Origin of the sequence: Pedobacter kyungheensis (genome assembly GCF_000812965.1) — a bacterium.
GTDB lineage: Bacteria > Bacteroidota > Bacteroidia > Sphingobacteriales > Sphingobacteriaceae > Pedobacter > Pedobacter kyungheensis.
Window position 1 is genome coordinate 112,311 of the sequence record NZ_JSYN01000018.1, and the last position, 21,746, is coordinate 134,056.

Sequence of the window (21,746 nt, forward strand, 5' to 3'; positions counted from 1 at the left end):
CTGGGTGTTTCAGATTATGTTTGCTTTTTGCTTTGGTCTTTTGGCTTCTAAACTATTCTTCCGATCAAAGTAGCAGATGTACATTTTTCGATAAATACATTGGCATATTGACCTGGTTTAACACCTTCAATTGCCGGGAAAATGGCCATAGCACCACTGTCTCCCCTGCCACAATAATCTTTATCCGATTTTTTTGAAGTACCTTCAATTAAAACGCGTACGGTTTTACCAACCCACTCCTGCAAGCGCATTAACGAGTGTGCCTGTTGTTTAGCTAAAATTTCAGCCAAACGGCGTTTTTTAACCTCCTCAGGGATATCGTCTTCCAGTTTACGTGCAGCTAAAGTACCCGGACGCTCTGAATAGGTAAAGTTATAGGCAAAATCGTACTGCACGTAATCCATCATACTCAGGGTTTCTTCGTGCTCTTCTTCCGTTTCTGTGCAGAAACCTGCGATGATATCGGTAGAAATTGCACATCCCGGAATAATGTTGCGAATAGCATCGATCCGGTTAATGTACCACTCGCGGGTATAAGTCCGGTTCATTAATTCCAGCACACGTGTATTACCCGATTGAACTGGTAAATGGATATAGTTACAAATGTTATCGTATTTGGCGATGGTATATAAAACTTCGTCAGTAATATCTTTAGGGTGCGAAGTAGAGAAACGAACCCTTAACTCAGGACTAACTAAAGCTGTTAGCTCTAAAAGCTGCGCAAAGTTTACCGTTTCAGTACCATCTTCTGAGGTCCAGGTGTACGAATCTACGTTTTGGCCCAAAAGGGTAACCTCACGGTAACCACCCTCAAACAAGGCTTTTGCTTCTTCAACAATCGAATGTGCATCGCGGCTGCGCTCGCGACCACGGGTAAAAGGCACCACGCAGAATGAGCACATGTTGTTACAACCACGTGTAATGGAAATAAAGGCGGTAATGCCATTGCTGTTTAAACGAACCGGACTAATATCGGCGTAGGTTTCCTCGCGCGATAGCAGTACGTTAACAGCCTTATGGCCACTTTCAACCTGCTCAATCAAATTTGGCAAATCGCGGTAAGCATCGGGGCCAACCACCACATCAACCAAACGCTCTTCTTCTAAAAATTTAGATTTTAAACGCTCGGCCATACAGCCTAATACCCCAACAATTAATTTCGGGTTACGGCGTTTTTCTACCCCAAATTGCGACAGGCGGTTTCTCACCCTTGTTTCGGCATTTTCGCGGATAGAACAGGTATTGATGAAAATTACATCGGCCTGGTGATAATCCCCGGTGGTTTCAAATCCAGTTTCCGACAAAATCGAAGCAACAATTTCACTATCAGCAAAGTTCATGGCGCAACCATAACTTTCGATATATAATTTACGGGCATCAGCTTTTACCGGTGTATCTAAAATTAGCGCCTCACCTTGCCTTGCTTCATCGTGCGTCTTATCTGGTAATTGTAAATCAATCATTATTTAAAAACATTTTGGGGATTGCAAAAATACACAAATAAAATTAAAAGTGACAAATTGACATATTTTGTTTAAATGTTTACAGTACGATTATGATCAAGGATCGTTTCCGCTAAAGTAAAGTACCTGCATTTAGATAGACTGTATTTTTTGGAAAGGAATGGGCTGTGCCTGTGGCGGGCTGCAGTCCCGCCCCCGCTTCTGCCGCAATAGAAAAATTACGGCATCCCGCTAAGGTCGGGTTTAGATACAAAGCCACTGTTTACACCCGCTTTGGTCTTTCAGCTTTAGACTTTAGTCTTTCCGCTTATCAAAAACCTTTCGCCCTCACAGCTGTTACGTATCAATTAAGGCATAAAAATGACAGCTCAACATAAAAACAAAGTCTGGATCTGGATTGGCAGTATCCTCGGGATCTTAATCCTGATTTTATTATTTGGCGCCATGTTTCTGAGTGCCAGATGGAAGCCCCTGCTCACCGAAAAAATAAAGGAAGGCGTGTATAATGGTTCGCACCACCTGTATAATATCGATTTTAAAAGCATTAACCTGAATGTGATTACAGGGAGCCTGGCCCTGCGTGATGTTACGCTAAAGCCCAACCCTTTGGTTTTCGATAGTTTAAAAGTAGCTAAACTGGCTCCTGCACATACTTTTGAACTCAAACTGAAAAAACTACAGATTAGTCGTGTTGGCATACTAACCGCCTATTTTAAAAAACAGGTAGCAGTAAGCGAAATCATTTTACAACAGCCTTCTATCAATATGATTTACAATAAGGTACCTAAAAAGACCGATACGGTTAAAAGTGAGAAAACGCTTTACGATCAGGTATCGAAGATTTTTAAATCGATCCACGTTAAAGCGATCAGGATTGTAGATGCCGATTTCGATTATATCAATAAAACCGGTTCGCAAAAGGTTAAAAACTCAATCAAACACCTCGATATTACGGTTAACGATTTTTTACTGGATTCGCTTTCGGGTGATGATACAACCAGGTTTTATTACACGAAAGATGTCTCTTTTCAGCTTGCAGGCTACAAATCTATCACCAAAGATAAAATGTACTCGATGAAGGTCGATACCATTTCAGGCTCTGCCAAATCAAAACGCATAACAGTCAAAGGCTTTACCCTTTTGCCTTTGTACCCCGAATTAACTTTTGCCCGTAAATACAAAGTGCAGAAAGACCGCTATGATCTTGCTTTTGATCAAATAGAATTTAATGGCGTTGATTTTGTTGGATTAAATACCGATCAAACCCTGCATGCCCAATCGTTAAAAATTGGCCCTGCCAATGTAGAAGTGTTTATGAGTCGCGAGTCTCCGCCGCCTCCTGGTTTCGATAAGGGCCAAAACTATCCTCACATGGCACTAAAACGCCTAAACCTGCCCACCCTAATTGATACTGTAAAACTGAACAAGGTGGATGTTAAATATTCCGAATATAATCCGGCCAGTAAAAAAACAGGAGCAGTAACTTTTAAAGATTTAACGGGCACCATTTTAAACGTAACCAACGATAGTGCCCGATTGAAGCAACGCTACCATGCTCTTGCCAATCTCAACTCGCGCTTAATGGGCCTGGGCAAACTGAATGTAAAAATCGATTTTAATCTAACTGATCCGAATGGGGCTTTTAGCTACAGCGGAAGCCTGGACAATTTCGACCTGAAAAATTTAAATCCATTATCCAAGGCACTGGGCTTAATTGAGATAGAAAGTGGCGATGTGCAGCATATCGATTTTAAAGCCGACGGGAATTTACGATCAGCAAAGGGGTCAATGAATATGTTGTACAGCAATTTAAAGATTAAGCTCCTATCGGATAATATTGACGGCGAAGGAACCAAAGAAAAAGGCTTTTTATCTTTTCTGGCCAATACCATTCTGGTTAAAAATGAAAACCCGCAAAAGGGAGAAGCAGCCCGTAAAGCTACAATGACCAATAACCGGATCAATTCAGCTTCGTTCTTTAACCTGATGTGGAAAACGGTATTTGTGGGCATAAAAGATATTGTAGGGGTAAGTGTGGTACCTGAGAAAAACCCGGTAAAACAGCAAAAGGTAATCGCTAAAAAAATCAGGGAACAAAAGCGGGCAGATAGAAAGGCCGCCCGAAAGGCAAAAAGAGAAAATAACTAAGGTTTAATGCCTTGCAATTATGTTTATAACTGTATATTGCTATTAAAAAAATTGTCCCCGTTTTTAATGCCAGCTACTAAAAGATATCGTTATAGCGTTTTAAAATGGATTGCAGGCGCTTTAGTCGGTGTTTTTCTGGTATTGGCTGGTATTGCCTGGTTTTTAAATGTAAAATCGCGGCCCATGCTTACCACCAGGATCAAAACGCTGCTTTACACCTCAACAGACAGTTTATATACCATTAGTTTTACCAAGGTAACCACCAATATTTTTACAGGTAACGCTACTTTGCAAAATGTAAAAATCGTTCCGGATCAGAACCGCTACAAACAACTTATTGCCCTGAAACGGGCACCCAATAACCTGTATACGGTTTCTTTAAAAAAGCTGGTGGTTAAACGTTTCCACCCCTTAACACTTTACCGCGAAAGGAAACTACAGCTGGAAGAGGTTTTATTTGATAAGCCCGAAGTGACCATGGTAAACCGGCAGCTTGCCTTTAACGAAGGCCGGGCACCCCGTCCCATTAAATCACCCTACGAATTTATTTCCAAAAACCTTAAAGAGTTTAGCATCAAATCAATCAGGTTTAGGGATGTGAGTTTTAAGTACGTAAATAATAACCTTAAAAAAGAGGTTCCTTTTGCTATCGATGATTTGAATATTACCCTTACCGATTTATTGGTAGATTCTACTTCGGCCGAAGACCCTACCCGCTTTTACCTGCTTAAAGATATTGTAATTAACCTGAACAATTATGCTTACCGTACGCCTGATAAAATGTATGATATTAAGCTGGAGCAGCTCGATTTCAGGGCCAGTACAGGCAAGCTAAGGGTTAATCGTTTTGCCCTCGCCCCTTTGCATGATGAAATGGCTTTCGGCAAAGTTGCCGGATATGCGCGCGAGCGTTTTAACATCAGCATGAACGATATTCTGTTTAACGGTATCGATATGCCGCTTTACATCAGCAAACAAGAACTTTGGGCAAAAGAAATGGCTATTGCCAATGGCTTTATTTCGGTGTTCAGCCAAAAAGGGCTTAAACAAAAGCCGGTGGAAAATAAAATCGGCCGGTTTCCCCATCAATTACTGCAACAAGTTAGCATGCCCATTCTGGTGCAAAAAATACAGGTAAAAGATGTAGGCATCAACTACGCCGTTTACAATACTGAAAGCAACCAGAAAGGACAAATTACCTTTCAGCATACCTCGGGTTTTATTAAAAATGCGACCAACATCCAAAGTATTAAAAACATTAATCCCATTATGGAGGCCAACCTGACTACCTGGCTTTGCGGTCAGGGCAAGCTGGATGTAAATTTTATATTCAACCTGACGGCTAAAGATGGTGCCTTTTCTTATAACGGAACCCTGCATAGCTTTAATGCCCGTGTATTAAACCAGATTACCAAGCCACTGGGCCTGGTACGCATTAACCGCGGCAATGTAGATCAGCTTAAATTTAATTTCAAGGCTAACGATTTGGGTGCTAAAGGCACGGTAGCTTTTTCGTACTACGACCTTTCGGTTGCTTTGATGAGGAACGACCCGGAGAAAGACCATCTGGTTACCCGGGGGCTGCTGTCATTCTTAGCCAATGCATTAATCATCAAATCAGAAAACCCGGGGCCAGATGGAAAGCTGATTCCGCTAAGTGTAAATTACAGCCGTCCGGCCAATACTTCTTTCTTTAGCATGATTTGGCGCAGCCTCTTTACCGGCATTAAATACAGCATTGGCATTACCGAAGAAAAACAAAACGAAGTAAAGGCACATATTGCCAGATTTAAGGCCATGAGGGAAAGTCACCTGCAAAGAAAACAGAGGCGCCTGGAACGCCGCCTGGAGCGCGAGCGCCAGGAAAAAAGGGAAAAACGTTAATTTGTAACCTTTGCCTATATTTATACTCTAAACCTTAAACTACAATTATGATTATTGCCCTCGTTATTATCGGAGTTATGTTCCTTTTTGGAATTTTCTTCTACAATTCTCTTATCGGAAAGAAAAATCAGGTTACGAATGCCTTTTCGGCCATTGATGTCATGCTGAAAAAACGTTTCGATTTAATCCCAAACCTGGTTGAAGTAGTAAAACAGTATACCACTTACGAACAGGGAACCTTAACCAAAATCGTTGAACTTAGAGCAAAGGCTACCTCAGGAAACATTACACCTGCCGAAAAAGCCCAATTAGACAGCGAACTAAGCAGCAGCATGAAGGGTTTAATGGTAAACATTGAAAACTATCCGGATTTAAAAGCCAACAGCAATTTTATAAACCTGCAAACTACCTGGACCGAAAGTGAAGAGCAGATTGCCGCAGCCAGAAGAACTTATAATGCTACTGTTACCGATTATAACAATGCCATTATGATGTTTCCGGGAAGCTTATTTGCCGGCATGCTTAACTTTCAGCCTACCCCGGTTTTAGAAACCGCAGCCGAAGAACGTAAAAACATTAGTGCAAAAGAGCTTTTTAATAACTAATGCAATTCGGTATTGATGGAAATGTAGCCTTGCAACAGGTATTGGCTACAATGGAAATTGAACGCAAAAAAATTGCTTCAACCCAAACCAAAGGCTATATTTTTATTTTGCTGGGCATAGCCGTAGCTGTGCTTGGCATTATGCTGGGCTTTCCTATTCTGCTTCCTGTTATTGTGGGCTTAATTCCGCTTATTTACGGAGGCGTACTGCACTATAAAATCAGCGATGATTTAGCCGCTTATAAAAATGCCTACAAACGGGATGTAATTGGGGCAGCACTTAAATTTTTAGATGAAAGTCTTGCCCTGCAACCAAACGCAGGCATTGAAGCATCGGAATTTGTTTACACACAGCTTTTTACACAAGACCCCGACCGGTATAACACCGAAGACCTGGTAACGGGCAGCGCCGGCAAAACCCGGTTTTACTTTGCCGAGGTACATGCCGAATATAAAACAGTAACCCAAACCAAAAATGGCACACGCACCGAATGGCACGATATTTTTAAAGGGATTATTTTCGCTGCCGATTTTAATAAAAACTTTAATGGCATAACTGTTGTACGCCCTAAAGGCTTTGCCAATGCACTGGGGGCCTGGTTTTCGAAAAATGTCTTCTCTTTTGGTGGCAGCGATGTGGTTAAGCTCGAAAACCCCGATTTTGATAAAGCCTTTGTAACTTATGGTTCCGATCAGGTAGAAGCGCGTTATATTTTAACACCGGCCATGATGGAGCGGATTTTAAAGCTCAACCACGAAAGTAAATACGACATTACCCTGTCGTTTATCGAATCGAGGATGTACATTGCTTTTCCGCTAGACCGGAATTATTTCGAAGCACCGGTATTTAAATCTTTAATTAATGCCGAGGCACTCAACGATGATATTAGGGCCGTTAAGTTTATGTATGATATTGTGCAGGAACTGGATTTGAATACGCGGATCTGGGGGAGAGATTAACCAAGGGACTTTAACCGCAAAGGCCGCGAAGTATTTTGCAAAGCACACGAGGTAAATATTCTTTTTACCACAAAGGACACAAAGTATTACACAGAGAAAAATAGAGGTTTAAAAGCTTGAGCGTAATTGCGAGATACTAAGCAATCTTAAATGCGCATGCTACCAAAGATCGCTGTAGGATTGTCTGCTACAGGCAAGCCTCGATGAGAGAAAAGCCTTCTTGCAATAACGGTTATACTTTCCACTCTGTGCGCTTCGTGGCGTTCTCTGTAAGCTCTGTGGTTAAATATTTTATCACCACAAAGGGCACAAAGTATTACACAGAGAAAAATAGAGATTTAAAGTTTCCTAAATATCCGGATTCTCCGTGAATCCGTGGCTGTTGAATTAATTTTTCCGGCAACGCTTCACTCTCTTCAAAAAATGTGCTTTATAAATTGACATGTGTACATCTTCTACTCTGTGAGTTTCGTGGCCTTCTCTTTGAACTCTGTGGTTAAATATTTACCATCAACTCAAATGTTTTTTCACAATATCCTCCAATGCGGCAATATCAAAAGGTTTTGATAAGTAGCTATCGGCACCGGCCTCATCAGCCAGCGAAGAGATATCGTTATTGGCCGAAAAGTAAATCACGGGAATGTGTTTTAAATCGGGATGGCTTTTTAGTGCTTTTGTAGCCTGTATACCACCTAAATCGGGCAACCAGTTATCCATGAAAATTAAATCGGGCATATATTCTGCCACCTGCTTTTCAATATCGTTTGCATTTTCAGATGTTTTGATTTCGTAACCAGCATCTTCTAAAATAAATGTACATAGATCAAGGATATCCCTGTTATCATCAAAAACAAATACTTTCTTTACACCTGCCATATTTAACCTCCGAAAAAGTAAATTAATTGTTCAACTTATTTATATATGTGGCCATATCGTGGCCGTCCACAACCTCGTGCGGCTGTACCTGTAGCACTGCCTGCTGGGGCATATACGGCATTATCGCCGTATTTGGATTCTGTATAACCACCCTACCACCAAAATTGTTTACACTTTTTAGTCCTTCTACCCCATCGGCATTAGAACCCGATAACAAAATGCATACCAGACCCGATCTAAAGACCTCAGCTGCAGACTGAAAGGTAACATCTATTGATGGCCTGGAATAATTTATTTTTTCTGAATAATCGAGCGATATACTATGATCTTCTTCAATGAGCATATGGTAATCGGCAGGTGCAATAAATACTTTTCCGGCCTTTAACACTTCTTTTTCTTCGGCTTCGCTAACCAGCAGCGAAGTGCGGTTTCTAATCAGATCGGTAAGCAACGATTCGTTACTGGCTTTACGGTGTACAACCAGTATAATGGGGAAATTCAGGTTCTGGCTCAATTGAGGAAAAATTTCGAGCAAAACATCTAAACTACCAGCCGAGCCCCCAATAATTAAGGCGGTACAGGAGGTTCTATTTACAGTTTTCTCCATATTTTCTCCTGTTTAATCCTTTTATAGCCTTTGGCTTTGGGCCAAAAATCCAAACTTTCTTTACTCCCGAGCGCCAGGTAGCCCAAATTTTCGATGCTGTTATCGAAGAGGTTAAAAACCTTATGCTGCAGGTCTTTATCAAAGTAAATTAATACGTTGCGGCACAAAATGAGCTGAAATTCGTTAAAAGAATGATCAGAAACCAGGTTATGGGTAGAAAAGATCATTTTACTGCTCAAACTTTCATCAAATTTAGCCAGCGAATAGTTGGCCGCATAATAGGTAGAAAAATCTTTGGTTCCGCCCGATTGCAGGTAATTTTCAGAATATTGTTTCAGGTAGTTTAAAGGAAACATGCCCTTTTTTGCCTTTTCTAAAACCGAGGGATTAATATCTGTAGCATAAATGAGCGATTTATTGAGCAGGTTTAATTCTTTAAGCAAAATAGCCAGCGAATAAGCCTCTTCACCTGTAGAGCAGCCTGCAACCCAAATGCGTATGAAAGGATAAGTACCTAAAACGGGAAGCACATCATTGCGCAAAGCTTTGTAAAACGAAGGATCGCGGAACATTTCGGTAACATTAACCGTTATTTCTTCCAAAAAACGTTTAAAATACTGCTTATCGGTTTTTACGGTGTAGCGGAACTCTGCGAAGCTTACAAAACTATCGAGCGCATAGAGCCGGGTAATCCTTCTTTTTATCGAAGCATGCGAATATTCGAGAAAATCATAGCCATGAGTTTCTAAAACATCGTTCAGCAACAGCTCAACCTGCTCGTTATCTATCACTTCACTTATCACTCTTTAATTGGTAAATTTTTCTATCTGCAATAACAATTCATCAACATTTATCGGTTTTGAAACATAACCGGATGCACCTGCACTGAGGCAACGTTCTTTATCGCCAACCATCGCCTGCGCAGTTACAGCCAAAACAGGTATATTTTGCATTTTAGCCGATTTTTTCATTGCGGCAATTGCCTGATAACCATCCATATCGGGCATCATCATATCCATTAAAACGATGGCCACATTTTCGTGTTGCTCCATGATGGAAAAACCTTCATGCGCACTTATGGCCGACAAACAATTGAAGCCTTTGGCCTTTAAAACAGCTTTCAGGGCAAAAATGTTTCTGTTATCGTCGTCAATAATAAGGATTAATTTTTGAGGCATAACTAATTAAAATGGTTTATGATTTATGGTGATTTTCGTACAGCCAAACGCGCAGTAATGAGATCAGCTGATCCATATCTACCGGCTTACTGATATAGTCGGATGCGCCGGCAGCAATACATTTTTCGCGGTCGCCCATCATGGCCTTTGCAGTTACGGCCAATATAGGCAGGTTACGGTATTTCAGATCCTGCCTGATGGCTGTTGTGGTTTCGTAACCATCCAGCTCCGGCATCATCATATCCATCAGCACCACATCCACATCGGCGTTTTCGTTCAGGAGCTTAAGTGCTTCTTTCCCATCTGTAGCTGCCAAAACCTTCATCTGATGTTGCTCCAACATCTTGGTTAACGAAAAAATATTACGCACGTCGTCATCAGCCACTAAAACCGTTTTTCCTTTAAGCACATCCTGCAACTCTGAGAATTTTTTAGGCGTTTTGGTTTTTTCCTTATTTTTTTCTTCAACCAGGTGTAAAAACAATCCGGCTTCGTCTAAAATACGCTGATAAGAGTGTGCCGTTTTCACCACAATTGAATCGGCATATTGCTTAATGCGATTTTCTTCACCTTTCGAAAGATTTTTACCGGTAAAAATAATAATCGGCAGGTTTTCTAAACCGGGGGTCTTTTTCACTACCTCGAGTGTTTCGTAAGCATGTTTATCCGGAATACCCATATCCAGGATAACACAATTTACCTCTGGTTTGTGTAAGGCAGAAACACTTTCGTTTACCTGATTTACAATCTCTGTCTGGATATTAAAATTGCTTAAAAAGTAACTTAAAGCTTTGGCGTGCTGTTCATTTTCCTCAACAATGAGCACCTTTTTAGGGTGACGGCTAAGTGCATGCTCCAGTTTGGTAAAAATCTCCTGCATGTGCTCAAAAGCGAAAGGTTTATTGATAAAATCTACTGCACCTTTAAGCAGGCTCTCCTTTTTCACCTGTAAAGAAGACATGATATGCACCGGAATTGGTCGTGTTGAGGGATCTGACTTTAACTCTTCCATTACCTGCCATCCATCCTTTACCGGCAGCTGAATATCGAGCAATATGGCCAGTGGTTTATAGGTTTTAGCCATTTCAATACCCACATCGCCACGCACAGCCACCAAGCCTTTGTAATTTCTTTTGCGGGTAAAATCTAACAAGGTTTTGGCAAATGGCGTATCATCCTCTACAATCAAAATTACTTTATCATCGGGTTGGATATTCGCTCTATCATCTTCAATTTCCTGTGGAATATTGGCCACCGTTAAAGGATTTGCTTTTTTAACTGCAGGCTCTGCAACTGCTGCCACCGGTTGATCTAAAGCAGCAATAACACCATCAAAACCTTTATTTTTATCAATAGGTAACGTTAAAGTGAAAATACTGCCTTCGTTTTCTTTACTTTTTAAATCGATGTAGCCACCCAATAGCCTCGCCAGCTCACGACTGATAGACAGCCCTAAACCAGTACCACCAAATTTACGGCGTGTAGACCCATCGGCCTGCTGAAAGGCTTCAAACACCATACCTTGTTTTTCGGGTGCAATACCCACGCCGGTATCGGTAACCTTAAATTCAAGGGCAGCCAGCTTCTCATTTTTTTCGATAGATAAGGTTACAGCCCCCACGGTAGTAAACTTAATGGCGTTCGACAACAGGTTTTTAATAATCTGCTCTAAGCGCATTTTATCGGTATGGAAAAACTCAGGTACTGCTGCCGATTGCGCTATTTCGAAAGTTAAGTTTTTTTCTTTGGCCAAAGGGCTAAAGAGCGAGCGCATATTCAACACAATATCGTCAACCTTAACGTTGGTCCGATCAAGCTCCATTTTACCGGCTTCAATTTTAGAAAGATCTAAAATCTCATCGATCAGACTTAATAAGCCTTGTCCGGAGCTTTGAATCACCTCAGCATATTCCTGATGCTCGCGATCCATGCTTTCATTTTCGGCCATTAACCTCGATAAAAGCAAGATCGAATTGAGCGGGGTCCTCAACTCGTGCGACATATTGGCCAAAAACTCAGATTTGTACCGCGTACTTAATTCCAAAGCTTCTGCCTTTTGCTGGATTTCTACATTACGTTCCTCAATCAGTTCATTTTTCTCTTCAAGTAAACTGCTTCGTTCTTCCAGCTCCTGATTGCTTTGCAACAACTCTTCCTGTTGTACCCGCAGTTCTTCTTCGCTTGCCTGAAGCTTCTGCGCCTGTGCCTCCAGCTCGGCATTTAAACCTTCCAGCTCATTGTGCTGCACCTGCAATTCTTCTGATTGGGCCTGTGTTTCTTCCAGCAACTGCTGCAGTTTCTGACGATTCTGAGCACCCAAAAGTGCCGTACCTACATCAGATGAGACCAGGTTTAAAAAGTGTAATTGCAAATCAGTGTATTTACCAATGGTACCCAGCTCAAGGCCTCCGATCGAGATCTCGTTTCTGATAATCGGCAACACAATTAATTGTGCGGGTTTAATATTCCCCGTGGCGTGGGTAATGGTCAGTTCGTTTTGCGGAACATCGTCCAGTAAAATAGGTTTACCAGATTTTACCGCCTGCCCGATCAAACCCTGTCCAATTTCCAGCGTCTGCGTTAAATTTTGTCTTTGTAAAGCATATTGTCCCTTTAAATGCAGATACCCGTCGTCCTTAAAAAGATATAAGGCGCCAATCTGGCTTTTGGTATAGGTGGCTAAGAAAGCTATAATATCTTCTGCCAGATGAAAAACATCCTTTTCGCCAACCATTTTAACGTTCAGGTTGGCTACCCCGGTTTGCAACCATTCATTTTCTTCGAGGGTATCGAAAGATTTTTTTAAAGAGGTTGACATGGTATTTAACGATTCGGATAGTTCGCCCAAATCATCACGACTCTGGCTATCGAGCCGTACGCCATAGTTGCCATTCGAAATCTGGTGTGCAATTTCTTTAATGGCCGTTATGCGTTTTTCCATTTCGTGTTTTTTATTCTCAATTTCTTGCTGAAGCTTAACGCGTTCATCAAAATCGATAGACACTTTGCGGTAAAAAAACAGCGTAATCAACACCGCCAGCAAAGCGGCTACCAAAATTAGGAGCGGCGTATAAGAAGTCAGTTTATTCAGCTCTATAGTGCGACGCTCTAACAAACTCTTTTCCTCATTTACCATCCTCGTCACGGCTGCCCTGGCCTGATCCATATAAGTCTTGCCCTGCAAAAGCACAGTTGGATCTATCTGGCCGCCAAGCGATTTAATTTCAATGGTTGAGGTAATGATACTCAGCCTGCGCGACATGATATCCCGCAACGCTTTAATATTTTTTTGCTGGTTCGGATTATCTTTTGTTAATGCCTGCAATTTGCTCAAAGCATTCATGGCGGTATCAGTAGCGCCGTAATAAGGGGTCAAAAAGATCTTGTTGCCCGTTAAAAGGTATCCCCGCTGGCCGGTTTCGGCATCTTTTAAGGTAGAAATTACGCCTTCGGCACCTAAAATCACCTCATCGCTGTGTTTTACCAGCTCGGTACTTTTAATGAGGTTGCTGATACTGGTATAAGAAGCCAGCGAACTGATGAACAGAATAATCAACGAAAGGCCCAGGCCCAAACGCAGATTATTTTTAAGTGTTGTTTTCATTATGGGGATTAAAACTAATTAGATCTGGTTCTTTACAATTTCTTCTTCGGTAATGGGGATAATAAAATAAAATTCAGAGCCCTCATCGGGTACACTGTTTACCCCAATTTTACCGCCATGCCTGTTTATAATTTCCGAGCAGATATATAAACCTATGCCCAGGCCATTAAAACGGTTGCTGTTTTCTTCAACGCGGTAAAACTTATCGAATATTTTTTCCTGCTGCTCTTTCGAAATGCCGATACCAAAATCTTTAACCGCCAGGTACAGTTTCCCATCCTTTATATTAATGGTAACATTAACCTGATTGGTGCCTGGGGCATATTTAATGGCATTGGTAATGAAATTGATAACCACCTGCTCGAGCCTGATTTCATCGCCAAAAATCATTTCGTGGGTTTGGCCCAGCTTGGTAATTTTAAAGTCGGGATTAGATTGCTGCAACATCTCGATGGCATTGTTTACCATATTATCGGCACAAAAGCTTTTCATGTTAAACTTCATCTTACCGCTTTCGATTTTAGAAATATCGAGCAAATCGACAATCAGATCGTTTAGTTTTTCGAGCTGTATGCTAGCCTTTTCGAGGTGATTTTGCGCCATGGTTTTATCATCTCGGTTTAAACTGCGCTGCAGCAACTGGATATAGCCCTTTACACTGGTTAAGGGTGTCTTTAATTCATGACTGGCAATACTGATAAACTCATCTTTTTTGTGCTCGGCCTGCTTACGGAATTCTATTTCTTCCAAAAGCTTTTCCTGTACCTCATTCAGCTTTCTGTTCTGCTCGTAAATGCGGTAAAAAGTTTTGATTTTAAGCAACAATACGTTGATATCAACGGGCTTGGTTATGTAATCCAATCCGCCACTCAGGTAGCCTTTTGTAATAAATTTGAGTTCGGTATTAACGGCTGATAGAAATATAATAGCGGTATCTTTTGCCTTACTAAAGCCCGAAATGGCTTCTGCCACTTCAAAGCCATCCATATCGGGCATTTGAACATCTAAGATAATCAGGACGTAATTATTTTTCAGGACTTTTTTTAGCGCCTCTTCACCAGATGATGCGGTATCAACCTCAAAATTGTGCGCCTGTAGTACTTTCTGTAACGAGATCAGGTTTTCAGGCCTGTCATCAACTATAAGGATCATTCTTTATTAAACAAATAAGAAGCCGGGATAATTATGTTTGGTCAGGAGATAAGAATCTCCTTAACTGTAAACAAACAACAGCTTTTACAAAAGGTTTTAAATTTTTATAAATTATTTGAATTAAAGGTATCTCCCTGCCTGATGTCTCCTGTTTCGAAGCCTTTTTTAAACCAGTACATGCGTTGTGCCGAGGTACCGTGAGTAAAAGAATCGGGCTGTACTTCGCCAGTTGCCTGTTTCTGTAACTTATCGTCGCCAATGGCGTTGGCTGCCGTTAAAGCTTCTTCAATATCGCCGGCGTCTAACTTAAAATCTTTCAGGTTTTGTGCATTATGTGCCCAAAGGCCGGCAAAAAAATCTGCCTGTAACTCTAATTTAACCGATAGGCGGTTGTATTCCGTTTTACTTACCTGTCCGCGCGCTTCATCTAATTTAGCCGAAATACCCAGCAAATTCTGCACATGATGACCAACTTCGTGCGCAATTACATAAGCCTGCGCAAAATCGCCGGCTGCACCGAAACGGTTTTTCAATTCGTCGTAAAAAGATAAGTCGATATATACTTTATGATCGCCAGGGCAATAGAATGGCCCAACATTCGATTGTGCATAACCACAGGCGGTTTGTACGCCATCTCTAAAAAGACGCAGTTTAGGGTATTCGTACTCCTTACCCATTGCTTTAAACTCGGCATCCCAAACCTGCTCGGTCGATTCTAATACTCCCGAAACAAATTGTGCCTGCGCATCATTCGCTGGTACGCCCTGCTTAACTTCTTCGGTACCGGTAGTGGCCGGCAGCTGACTTACAACTCCTGTTAAATCTTTGCCGAATATTAAACCCAGCACCACAATGATAATACCTATCCCGCCACCCAGTGCGGTTTTACCACCGCCACCACTTCTGCCATCTTCTACGTTGTTACTGCCTTTACCAAACCACTGCATAGTTTATATTTTTATTTTAATGATTAACCTGATCTATCAAAAATTGTTATACTAATGTAGAAATATTTTTTGGTGAAGTAAGCAGTAAAAAAATGACGGATAATTGAATTTTGAATGCGTAAACAGGAGCTTTCCTTTAAACATTCGCACATTCAAAATTCAATTATTAAAAAGGCTAACTATTAAAAACAGCTATCGCCTTAGCAATTCTTGCCTTAGTTTCATCAACGCCTAACAATAACGCGATATCGAAAACACCCGGACCAAATTTACCGCCAACCAACATAATGCGGAAAGGTAACATCAACTCGCCAGGCTTAAATCCTTTTTCTTCGGCTAAAGCTTTAAAAGCCGTTTCGGCAGTTGCCGCATCTGTTAAGCTTAAATTTTCGGCAAAAGCATTAAAAAACGCTGCTTTTTCTGCAGTCCATTTTGGCTTTACCGAATTTACATCATACTCAGCCGGTGATGCAAAAAAGTAGCTGCTCTGTGCCACAAAATCGGGCAATAAAGTACAGCGGTCTTTAATTAAATCGATAACCGTATTTAAAAATGCGTCGTCGTTAACTGCAACACCCGCTTTTTCAAGCTCTGCTTTTACACCTGCTGCCAAACGCTCAGCACTTTGCGCTTTAATCCATTCGTGGTTATACCATTTTGCTTTCTCGAAATCGAATTTTGCACCAGCCTTACTGATTCTTTCTACCGAGAATTTTTCTTCGAGTTCTTTTAACGAGAATATCTCCTGATCTGTACCATCATTCCAGCCTAAAAGGGCCAGCATATTGATAAAAGCTTCGGGCATAAAACCCATTTCTTTAAAGCCTTTGGTTACATCTCCAGTTTTAGGGTCGATCCAGTTCATGGCATAAACCGGAAAACCTAAGCGGTCGCCGTCGCGTTTGCTCAGTTTTCCATGTCCATCGGGTTTTAAAATTAAAGGTAAATGCGCCCATGCCGGCATATCGGCCTCCCAGCCTAAATATTTCCAAAGTAAAATATGAACCGGAGCAGATGGCAACCATTCTTCGCCCCTAAAAGCATGACTAATTTCCATTGCTTTATCATCAACCACAACAGCTAAATGATAGGTAGGCATACCGTCTGCTTTTAATAAAACCTTATCATCAACCAACGAAGTTTCAAAACTCACATCGCCGCGGATTAAATCGTTAAAATACACCACTTCATCGGCAGGCACCTTAATGCGGATTACATGGGGCACTTTGGCCGCCAGTAAATCTTCTACCTCGTTTACTGTAAGTGTTAACGAGTTACGCATTTGCATGCGCGTAGCCTGGCCATACTGAAAATTAGGAATGTCTTTCCGTTTGGCATCCAGCTCTTCGGGGGTATCGAAAGCATAATAGGCATAACCATCGTTGATTAACTGCTCGGCAAATTTGCGGTAACTGGGTTTGCGCTCACTCTGGCGGTACGGGCCATAGCTGCCCGGATTTGCCGGACTTTCATCGGGCGTAATGCCACACCAGTTTAAACAATTTACAATATATTCTTCTGCACCCGCTACAAAACGGTTCTGGTCGGTATCTTCCACACGAAGTACAAAAGTTCCGTTATTCTTTTTAGCGAACAAATAATTGAACAAGGCAGTGCGCACACCACCTAAATGCAAACCTCCTGTTGGGCTTGGGGCAAATCTTACTCTAACTTTTTTATCCATGATTGAATTGTTGAGCGGTTGGCGTTATGCGTAAGGCGCATAAAACGCCTATCGCCATACGCAAAGCGCAAGACGCTACAAAGATATATTTTTCATCCGTTTTATATGGTTTTCATCTGTCATGAAGCGATTATGCTTTCAAAAGGATTGACTTAAGCTTTTTGAAAAAGCATAATGGTTTTATGTTTTTTTCGTTTTGTTATCGTATTTTGCCTAACACAAGCATGAACCCTTATCAAAAGAAACGCCGCTGGAAATTTTTCCTCCTAATTTTTGCCATCTTAATCGGCATTGCTTCAGTATTTTACACCGATTCTTTTGTAAAGAAAATGGAACGCGAAGAAGCAGATCAGTTTCACCTTTGGGTTAGGATTCAGGAGCGGGCCATGTTTTTGTACGACAATGACGATTACCGCGATGTGGTTGAAACCGTGCGTACCAATACCAAAACGCCGGTAATTATGACCGATTCTACAGGTATGATCAGTTCTTTTTTCGGACTCGACAGCACCAAAACAAATTACCCAGACTCTGACCCTAAACTGACTTATGACAGCCTTTATTTTGTCCGCCAGCTGAGGCAGATGAAAGCACAGCATCCACCAGATGAAATGAACTTTTTGGGCAAGAAGTTTAAGGCTTATTACCGCGATTCGTTTATTTTAACGCAGTTGAGATACTTTCCCTACATCCAGATGGGCGTAATTTTCCTTTTTCTTTTAACAGCTTATGCTGCATTTAGTTCGGCACGACGTGATGAACAGGACCATGTGTGGGTAGGTTTGGCCAAAGAAACAGCACACCAGCTGGGTACGCCAATTTCCTCGTTAATGGCCTGGACCGAGCTGATGAAATCTAAATTTGATGCAGAAGACGATCCGCTGATTGCCGAAATGGAAAACGATATAAAGCGTTTGGAAATTATTACCGACCGTTTCTCTAAAATTGGTTCTAAACCCATTCTGGAAGACCATACGGTGTACATCGTCATCAGCGATTTTATCCGGTATTTTAAAGTACGTACTTCTGATAAGGTTAAATTCAGCATTACGGGCGATGAGCAGGTTAGGGCGATGCTCAACGTGCCCCTGTTTGATTGGGTAATCGAAAACCTGCTGAAAAACGCAGCCAATGCCATCGAAAATGAGGGTTCGATATCGATTAACATTATTGAAAATCTGGCCAAAGAGCAGGTTTTTATCGATGTAACGGATACGGGAAAAGGAATTCCAAGGTCGAAGTTCGATGCAGTTTTCCAGCCAGGTTACACTACCCGTAAACGCGGCTGGGGGCTGGGGCTATCGCTTACCAAACGTATTGTTGAGAATTACCACAGTGGCGAAATCTTTGTAAAAGACTCAGAACAAGGCAAAGGCACCACTTTTAGAATAATATTAAAAAGCAGTTTAAGATATGAACCGACCACAGCCTAACGAATATCCGGCCTGGGGCGAAACCTACATCAGTAAGGTTGACCGCGATATTTTCGAAATACTAAACGAACAGGTAACCAGCATTCCGGCTTTGTTCAGGGCCAATGCCGATAAGGCCAATTATGCCTATGCCGAAGGCAAATGGACATTAAAAGAAATGCTGGGCCATATCATCGACACCGAGCGTGTTTTCGCTTTCCGCATTACCTGCTTTGCCCGCAAGGAGCAACAGCCCCTGCCCGGTTTCGATGAAGACGATTATGTAAACAATGCCCGCTTTGCCGAACGTGAGCTGGAAGATTTGATTGAAGAATTTGCAGCCCTGCGCAAAGCCAATTTATACCTTTTTAAATCGCTAAACGAAGAAGATCTCAATAGTAAAGGTATTGCCTCGGGAAGGGAAATTAATGTACGCGCGATCCTTTTCATTGTAGGAGGGCACGTCATCCATCATGTTGGGGTTTTAAAAGAACGTTATCATGTGGTTTAAAGATTTTACTGTCGAAGAGCTAAATAACCGGCCAAAAAACCATATCGGGGCGCTGCTTGATATCCAGTTTACCGAAATCGGCACCGATTTTATTAGCGGCACCATGCCTGTTGATGAGCGCACACGCCAGCCTGCCGGCATTCTGCATGGTGGCGCATCGGTAGTATTGGCCGAAACACTGGGCAGTATTGCTTCTTACATGTGTATTGATCCGGATAAATACATGGCTGTGGGTTTAGAGGTAAATGCCAATCACCTCAGGCCGGTAAAAAGTGGCCTGGTAAAAGGAATTTGCAAACCGTTACACATAGGTGCCAAAACGCAGGTTTGGGAAATTAAAATCTACGATGAAAGAGGCAAAATGAATTGTATAAGCCGGTTAACAGTGGCTATAATTATTAAACCACAGTAAAGCGCTACTTACTTTTCAGCGTTTCGTTTATAACCAGCCTGGCTATATTTTCGGTAAGCACGGTAGGCGAATTGCAATCGCAGTTGGTTAGGCCAACGACATAAATATCTTCGCCGGGCACATACACACCCATGCTTTTAAACCCGAAAATACTCCCGCCATGTGTACTTACAGTTATGCCACCAATTTCTTTAATGTGCCAGCCATAACCATAATTAAACAGCTCGCCGTTATTTAGTTTATAGCGCGAAAATGCCTGTTGTGTTTCAGCAGTATTGAGCAGTTTATTGTTGACCAGCGCATTTTGCCATTTCAGCAAATCGCCCAGGGTAGACATTAAAGCTCCTGACGCAAAAGGAACACTAAAGTTAATCGCCGTTTTATTTACGAAGCCACTCTCCTTTTTCTGGTAGCCATAAGCCCTGTTAGCAATCACTTTTCTGTCGCTGGCATAATAAGAATGATTCATACCAAGCCGATCAAAAATATGCTGCTGAATAAAATCGGCATAAGTCTCGCCCGAAACCAGTTCAATCAGATAGCCCAACAGCACATAACCTGAGTTATTGTACTCAAAACGTTCGCCGGGAACAAAATCAACAGGTTCATCCTTAAAAAAATCGACCATCATTTTAGGCGTCATCTCTTTTTGGGCAATATCTGCCAGCGCCTTCATTTTGGTAAAATCTTTAATGCCCGAAGTATGCGTAAGCAAATGGTGTATGGTTATTTTGTCGCCACCGGGGTAATCGGGAATATATTTCGAAATGGGGTCGGTTACTTTTAATTTACCCTGCTGTTCTAAAAGCAATATGGCTACAGCGGTAAACTGCTTGGTCATAGAGCCCAGCTGGAAAACACTTTCGGTAGTAAGGTTAACCCCCAGCTCGATGTTGGCCTTACCAAAAGCCTTTTGGTAAATCACTTCCCCTTTCCGGACAACCATAAATGCAGCTCCGGGGCCTTGCTGATTGGGTATTGCTGCCAAAATCATACTATCAAGCAGATTATTGAGCTTTTGGCCCTTTACCGCTGCTACCGTAAAGAGGTTGCAGGCCAGTACAACAAGAAGTACCCGGAACATATTGAATACTTTGGTTTTCACTGTTAGCACAGACTAGAATTTATCCTTCTCAATCGCTTTCTTTTCGACAAGGAAAGAAACAACCAGACCTAAACCACCAAAAATACCCAGGCAGCCAAAATACACCGCAACGGCCTGCGAGGTTTCGGTGTGAGTCATCTCGCTGCCAAACATATTTCTAACCACAGCAAGCGCCACAAGTAAACCAATACCTAAACCCACTAACAGTAAACCAAACTTTAAACTTAAATAGGGTTTCGGGGCCGACCTGCCTACTCCCGGATTGATGCCGCGCTCAATCATTGCCATTTTCTCTTTGTTTGATAAATAACGGATGCCGAATACCATCGTGAAGGCACCTAAAAACAATGTTATTGCAACTAACTCTCCCATGATTATAATTTTTAATGTATAAATATTTTGTTTCTTGTTTATTTGAACCGTGTTCTGTGTGTTATGACTACACCTTTTTTAAGCAGGTTACACCATGGGGTAAAAAATATTCAATTACCAATAATCAATTTTCAGATAACGCTTAAAGCAGATAATTTTCAGTACTAAAAGAGTAAGCTAAAAAACATTCCTATTTTTGTAATAAAGCCTCCTATTTTGATTGAACAACTCCGAATTATAGCCGTTTTTAGTTCCTTAAGTGAGGAATCTTTGCATGAGCTAAGCAATTGTATGGAGTATGTTCAATATCCAAAAGGCACCACAATCATTCGTGCCGATAAAGTAGAACCCTACTTCTATGTACTTCAAAGTGGCATTGCCCGGGCTTATAGTGATGGCGAAAACCAGCAGATTACCTTTTGGTTCGGGCAAAGCGGCGATGTGCTTTTTTCATTCAACAGCTACATTAACAATCGCCCTGGTTACGAAAACATTGAGCTTTTAGCGAACAGCGCTTTAATCAGGATTAAACTAACTGATTTGTTTTTACTGTACCAACAAAACCTCGAAATTGCCAACTGGGGCCGAAAAATAGCCGAACAGGAATTAATTGCTACCGAACGGAGATTGATAGACCGCGCTTTTAAAGGAGCAGCAGAACGCTATCGCGATTTTACAGCACAATCGCCCGAGTTAATTAAAAAGGTAGCGCTAAAACATATTGCTTCCTACCTTGGCGTAACCCAGGTTACCTTAAGCCGCATCAGGGCAGCTCATTAATAAGTTCATTTTTTAACATTTGTAAAATGTTGCGCCAATTGGTGGTG

General features: G+C 41.6%; 19 protein-coding genes. 8 read left to right on the forward strand and 11 right to left on the reverse strand.

Features of this window, described 5'->3' with window-relative positions:
- Positions 1-47 precede the first annotated feature (47 nt).
- Positions 48-1,463, reverse strand: a complete 1,416-nt coding sequence (gene miaB, locus OC25_RS15665; protein WP_039477844.1) for a tRNA (N6-isopentenyl adenosine(37)-C2)-methylthiotransferase MiaB — start codon at positions 1,461-1,463, stop codon at positions 48-50.
- A 360-nt stretch (positions 1,464-1,823) separates the two neighbouring features.
- Between miaB and OC25_RS15670 the strand changes: the two genes are divergently transcribed.
- The 4 genes from OC25_RS15670 to OC25_RS15685 all read left to right on the forward strand — a co-directional run bounded on the left by OC25_RS15670 (position 1,824) and on the right by OC25_RS15685 (position 7,059).
- Complete coding sequence (locus OC25_RS15670; protein ID WP_039477847.1) at positions 1,824-3,611, forward strand: AsmA family protein; 1,788 nt, start codon at positions 1,824-1,826, stop codon at positions 3,609-3,611.
- A gap of 66 nt (positions 3,612-3,677) precedes the next feature.
- Entirely contained in the window at positions 3,678-5,495 is a 1,818-nt protein-coding gene (locus OC25_RS15675; RefSeq protein WP_039477849.1) for a hypothetical protein, read from the forward strand.
- 47 nt (positions 5,496-5,542) lie between these two features.
- Entirely contained in the window at positions 5,543-6,100 is a 558-nt protein-coding gene (locus tag OC25_RS15680; RefSeq protein ID WP_039477851.1) for a LemA family protein, read from the forward strand.
- Complete coding sequence (locus OC25_RS15685) at positions 6,100-7,059, forward strand: DUF3137 domain-containing protein (protein WP_039477854.1); 960 nt, start codon at positions 6,100-6,102, stop codon at positions 7,057-7,059. Before OC25_RS15680 ends, OC25_RS15685 begins: the two co-directional genes overlap by 1 nt.
- A gap of 510 nt (positions 7,060-7,569) precedes the next feature.
- Here the strand turns inward: OC25_RS15685 and OC25_RS15690 are convergent.
- The 8 genes from OC25_RS15690 to gltX form a co-directional block, all read right to left on the reverse strand.
- Positions 7,570-7,935: a response regulator gene (locus OC25_RS15690; protein ID WP_039477856.1), complete on the reverse strand. Its 366-nt coding sequence runs from the start codon at positions 7,933-7,935 to the stop codon at positions 7,570-7,572.
- A 22-nt stretch (positions 7,936-7,957) separates the two neighbouring features.
- Positions 7,958-8,542, reverse strand: a complete 585-nt coding sequence (locus OC25_RS15695; RefSeq protein ID WP_039477858.1) for a chemotaxis protein CheB — start codon at positions 8,540-8,542, stop codon at positions 7,958-7,960.
- On the reverse strand, positions 8,527-9,345 hold the full coding sequence (locus OC25_RS15700) for a CheR family methyltransferase (protein WP_039477860.1): 819 nt from the start codon (positions 9,343-9,345) through the stop codon (positions 8,527-8,529). The genes OC25_RS15695 and OC25_RS15700 overlap by 16 nt, the downstream gene beginning before the upstream one ends.
- 3 nt (positions 9,346-9,348) lie before the next feature.
- Positions 9,349-9,720: a response regulator gene (locus tag OC25_RS15705; protein WP_039477862.1), complete on the reverse strand. Its 372-nt coding sequence runs from the start codon at positions 9,718-9,720 to the stop codon at positions 9,349-9,351.
- 16 nt (positions 9,721-9,736) lie between these two features.
- Entirely contained in the window at positions 9,737-13,324 is a 3,588-nt protein-coding gene (locus OC25_RS15710) for a response regulator (RefSeq protein WP_039477865.1), read from the reverse strand.
- A gap of 18 nt (positions 13,325-13,342) precedes the next feature.
- A complete protein-coding gene (locus tag OC25_RS15715) occupies positions 13,343-14,476 on the reverse strand; it encodes a sensor histidine kinase (protein ID WP_039477868.1) in 1,134 nt (377 codons plus the stop codon).
- A gap of 104 nt (positions 14,477-14,580) precedes the next feature.
- A complete protein-coding gene (gene ypfJ / locus OC25_RS15720) occupies positions 14,581-15,423 on the reverse strand; it encodes a KPN_02809 family neutral zinc metallopeptidase (protein ID WP_039477871.1) in 843 nt (280 codons plus the stop codon).
- A 175-nt stretch (positions 15,424-15,598) separates the two neighbouring features.
- Positions 15,599-17,107 (reverse strand): glutamate--tRNA ligase, encoded by a 1,509-nt coding sequence (gene gltX, locus OC25_RS15725; RefSeq protein WP_039477873.1) that lies wholly within the window; start codon positions 17,105-17,107, stop codon positions 15,599-15,601.
- A gap of 224 nt (positions 17,108-17,331) precedes the next feature.
- On the opposite strand from gltX, the gene OC25_RS15730 reads away from it, so the two are divergent.
- Genes OC25_RS15730 through OC25_RS15740 form a run of 3 tightly spaced genes read left to right on the forward strand, consistent with a single transcriptional unit; the run spans position 17,332 to position 19,442 of the window.
- A complete protein-coding gene (locus OC25_RS15730; protein WP_039477876.1) occupies positions 17,332-18,540 on the forward strand; it encodes a sensor histidine kinase in 1,209 nt (402 codons plus the stop codon).
- Positions 18,521-19,030, forward strand: a complete 510-nt coding sequence (locus OC25_RS15735; protein ID WP_039477877.1) for a DinB family protein — start codon at positions 18,521-18,523, stop codon at positions 19,028-19,030. Before OC25_RS15730 ends, OC25_RS15735 begins: the two co-directional genes overlap by 20 nt.
- Positions 19,020-19,442, forward strand: a complete 423-nt coding sequence (locus OC25_RS15740) for a hotdog fold thioesterase (protein WP_039477879.1) — start codon at positions 19,020-19,022, stop codon at positions 19,440-19,442. Before OC25_RS15735 ends, OC25_RS15740 begins: the two co-directional genes overlap by 11 nt.
- 4 nt (positions 19,443-19,446) lie before the next feature.
- Here OC25_RS15740 and OC25_RS15745 read toward each other — a convergent pair whose 3' ends face one another.
- Both OC25_RS15745 and OC25_RS15750 read right to left on the reverse strand, forming a co-directional pair.
- Positions 19,447-20,547, reverse strand: a complete 1,101-nt coding sequence (locus OC25_RS15745; RefSeq protein WP_245222024.1) for a serine hydrolase domain-containing protein — start codon at positions 20,545-20,547, stop codon at positions 19,447-19,449.
- Positions 20,548-20,559: 12 nt separating this feature from the next.
- A complete protein-coding gene (locus tag OC25_RS15750; protein WP_039477882.1) occupies positions 20,560-20,919 on the reverse strand; it encodes a DUF6249 domain-containing protein in 360 nt (119 codons plus the stop codon).
- Between the two features lie 291 nt (positions 20,920-21,210).
- Here OC25_RS15750 and OC25_RS15755 point away from each other — a divergent pair, with 291 nt between their 5' ends.
- Positions 21,211-21,699 (forward strand): Crp/Fnr family transcriptional regulator, encoded by a 489-nt coding sequence (locus tag OC25_RS15755; protein WP_082018619.1) that lies wholly within the window; start codon positions 21,211-21,213, stop codon positions 21,697-21,699.
- Positions 21,700-21,746: the final 47 nt, after the last annotated feature.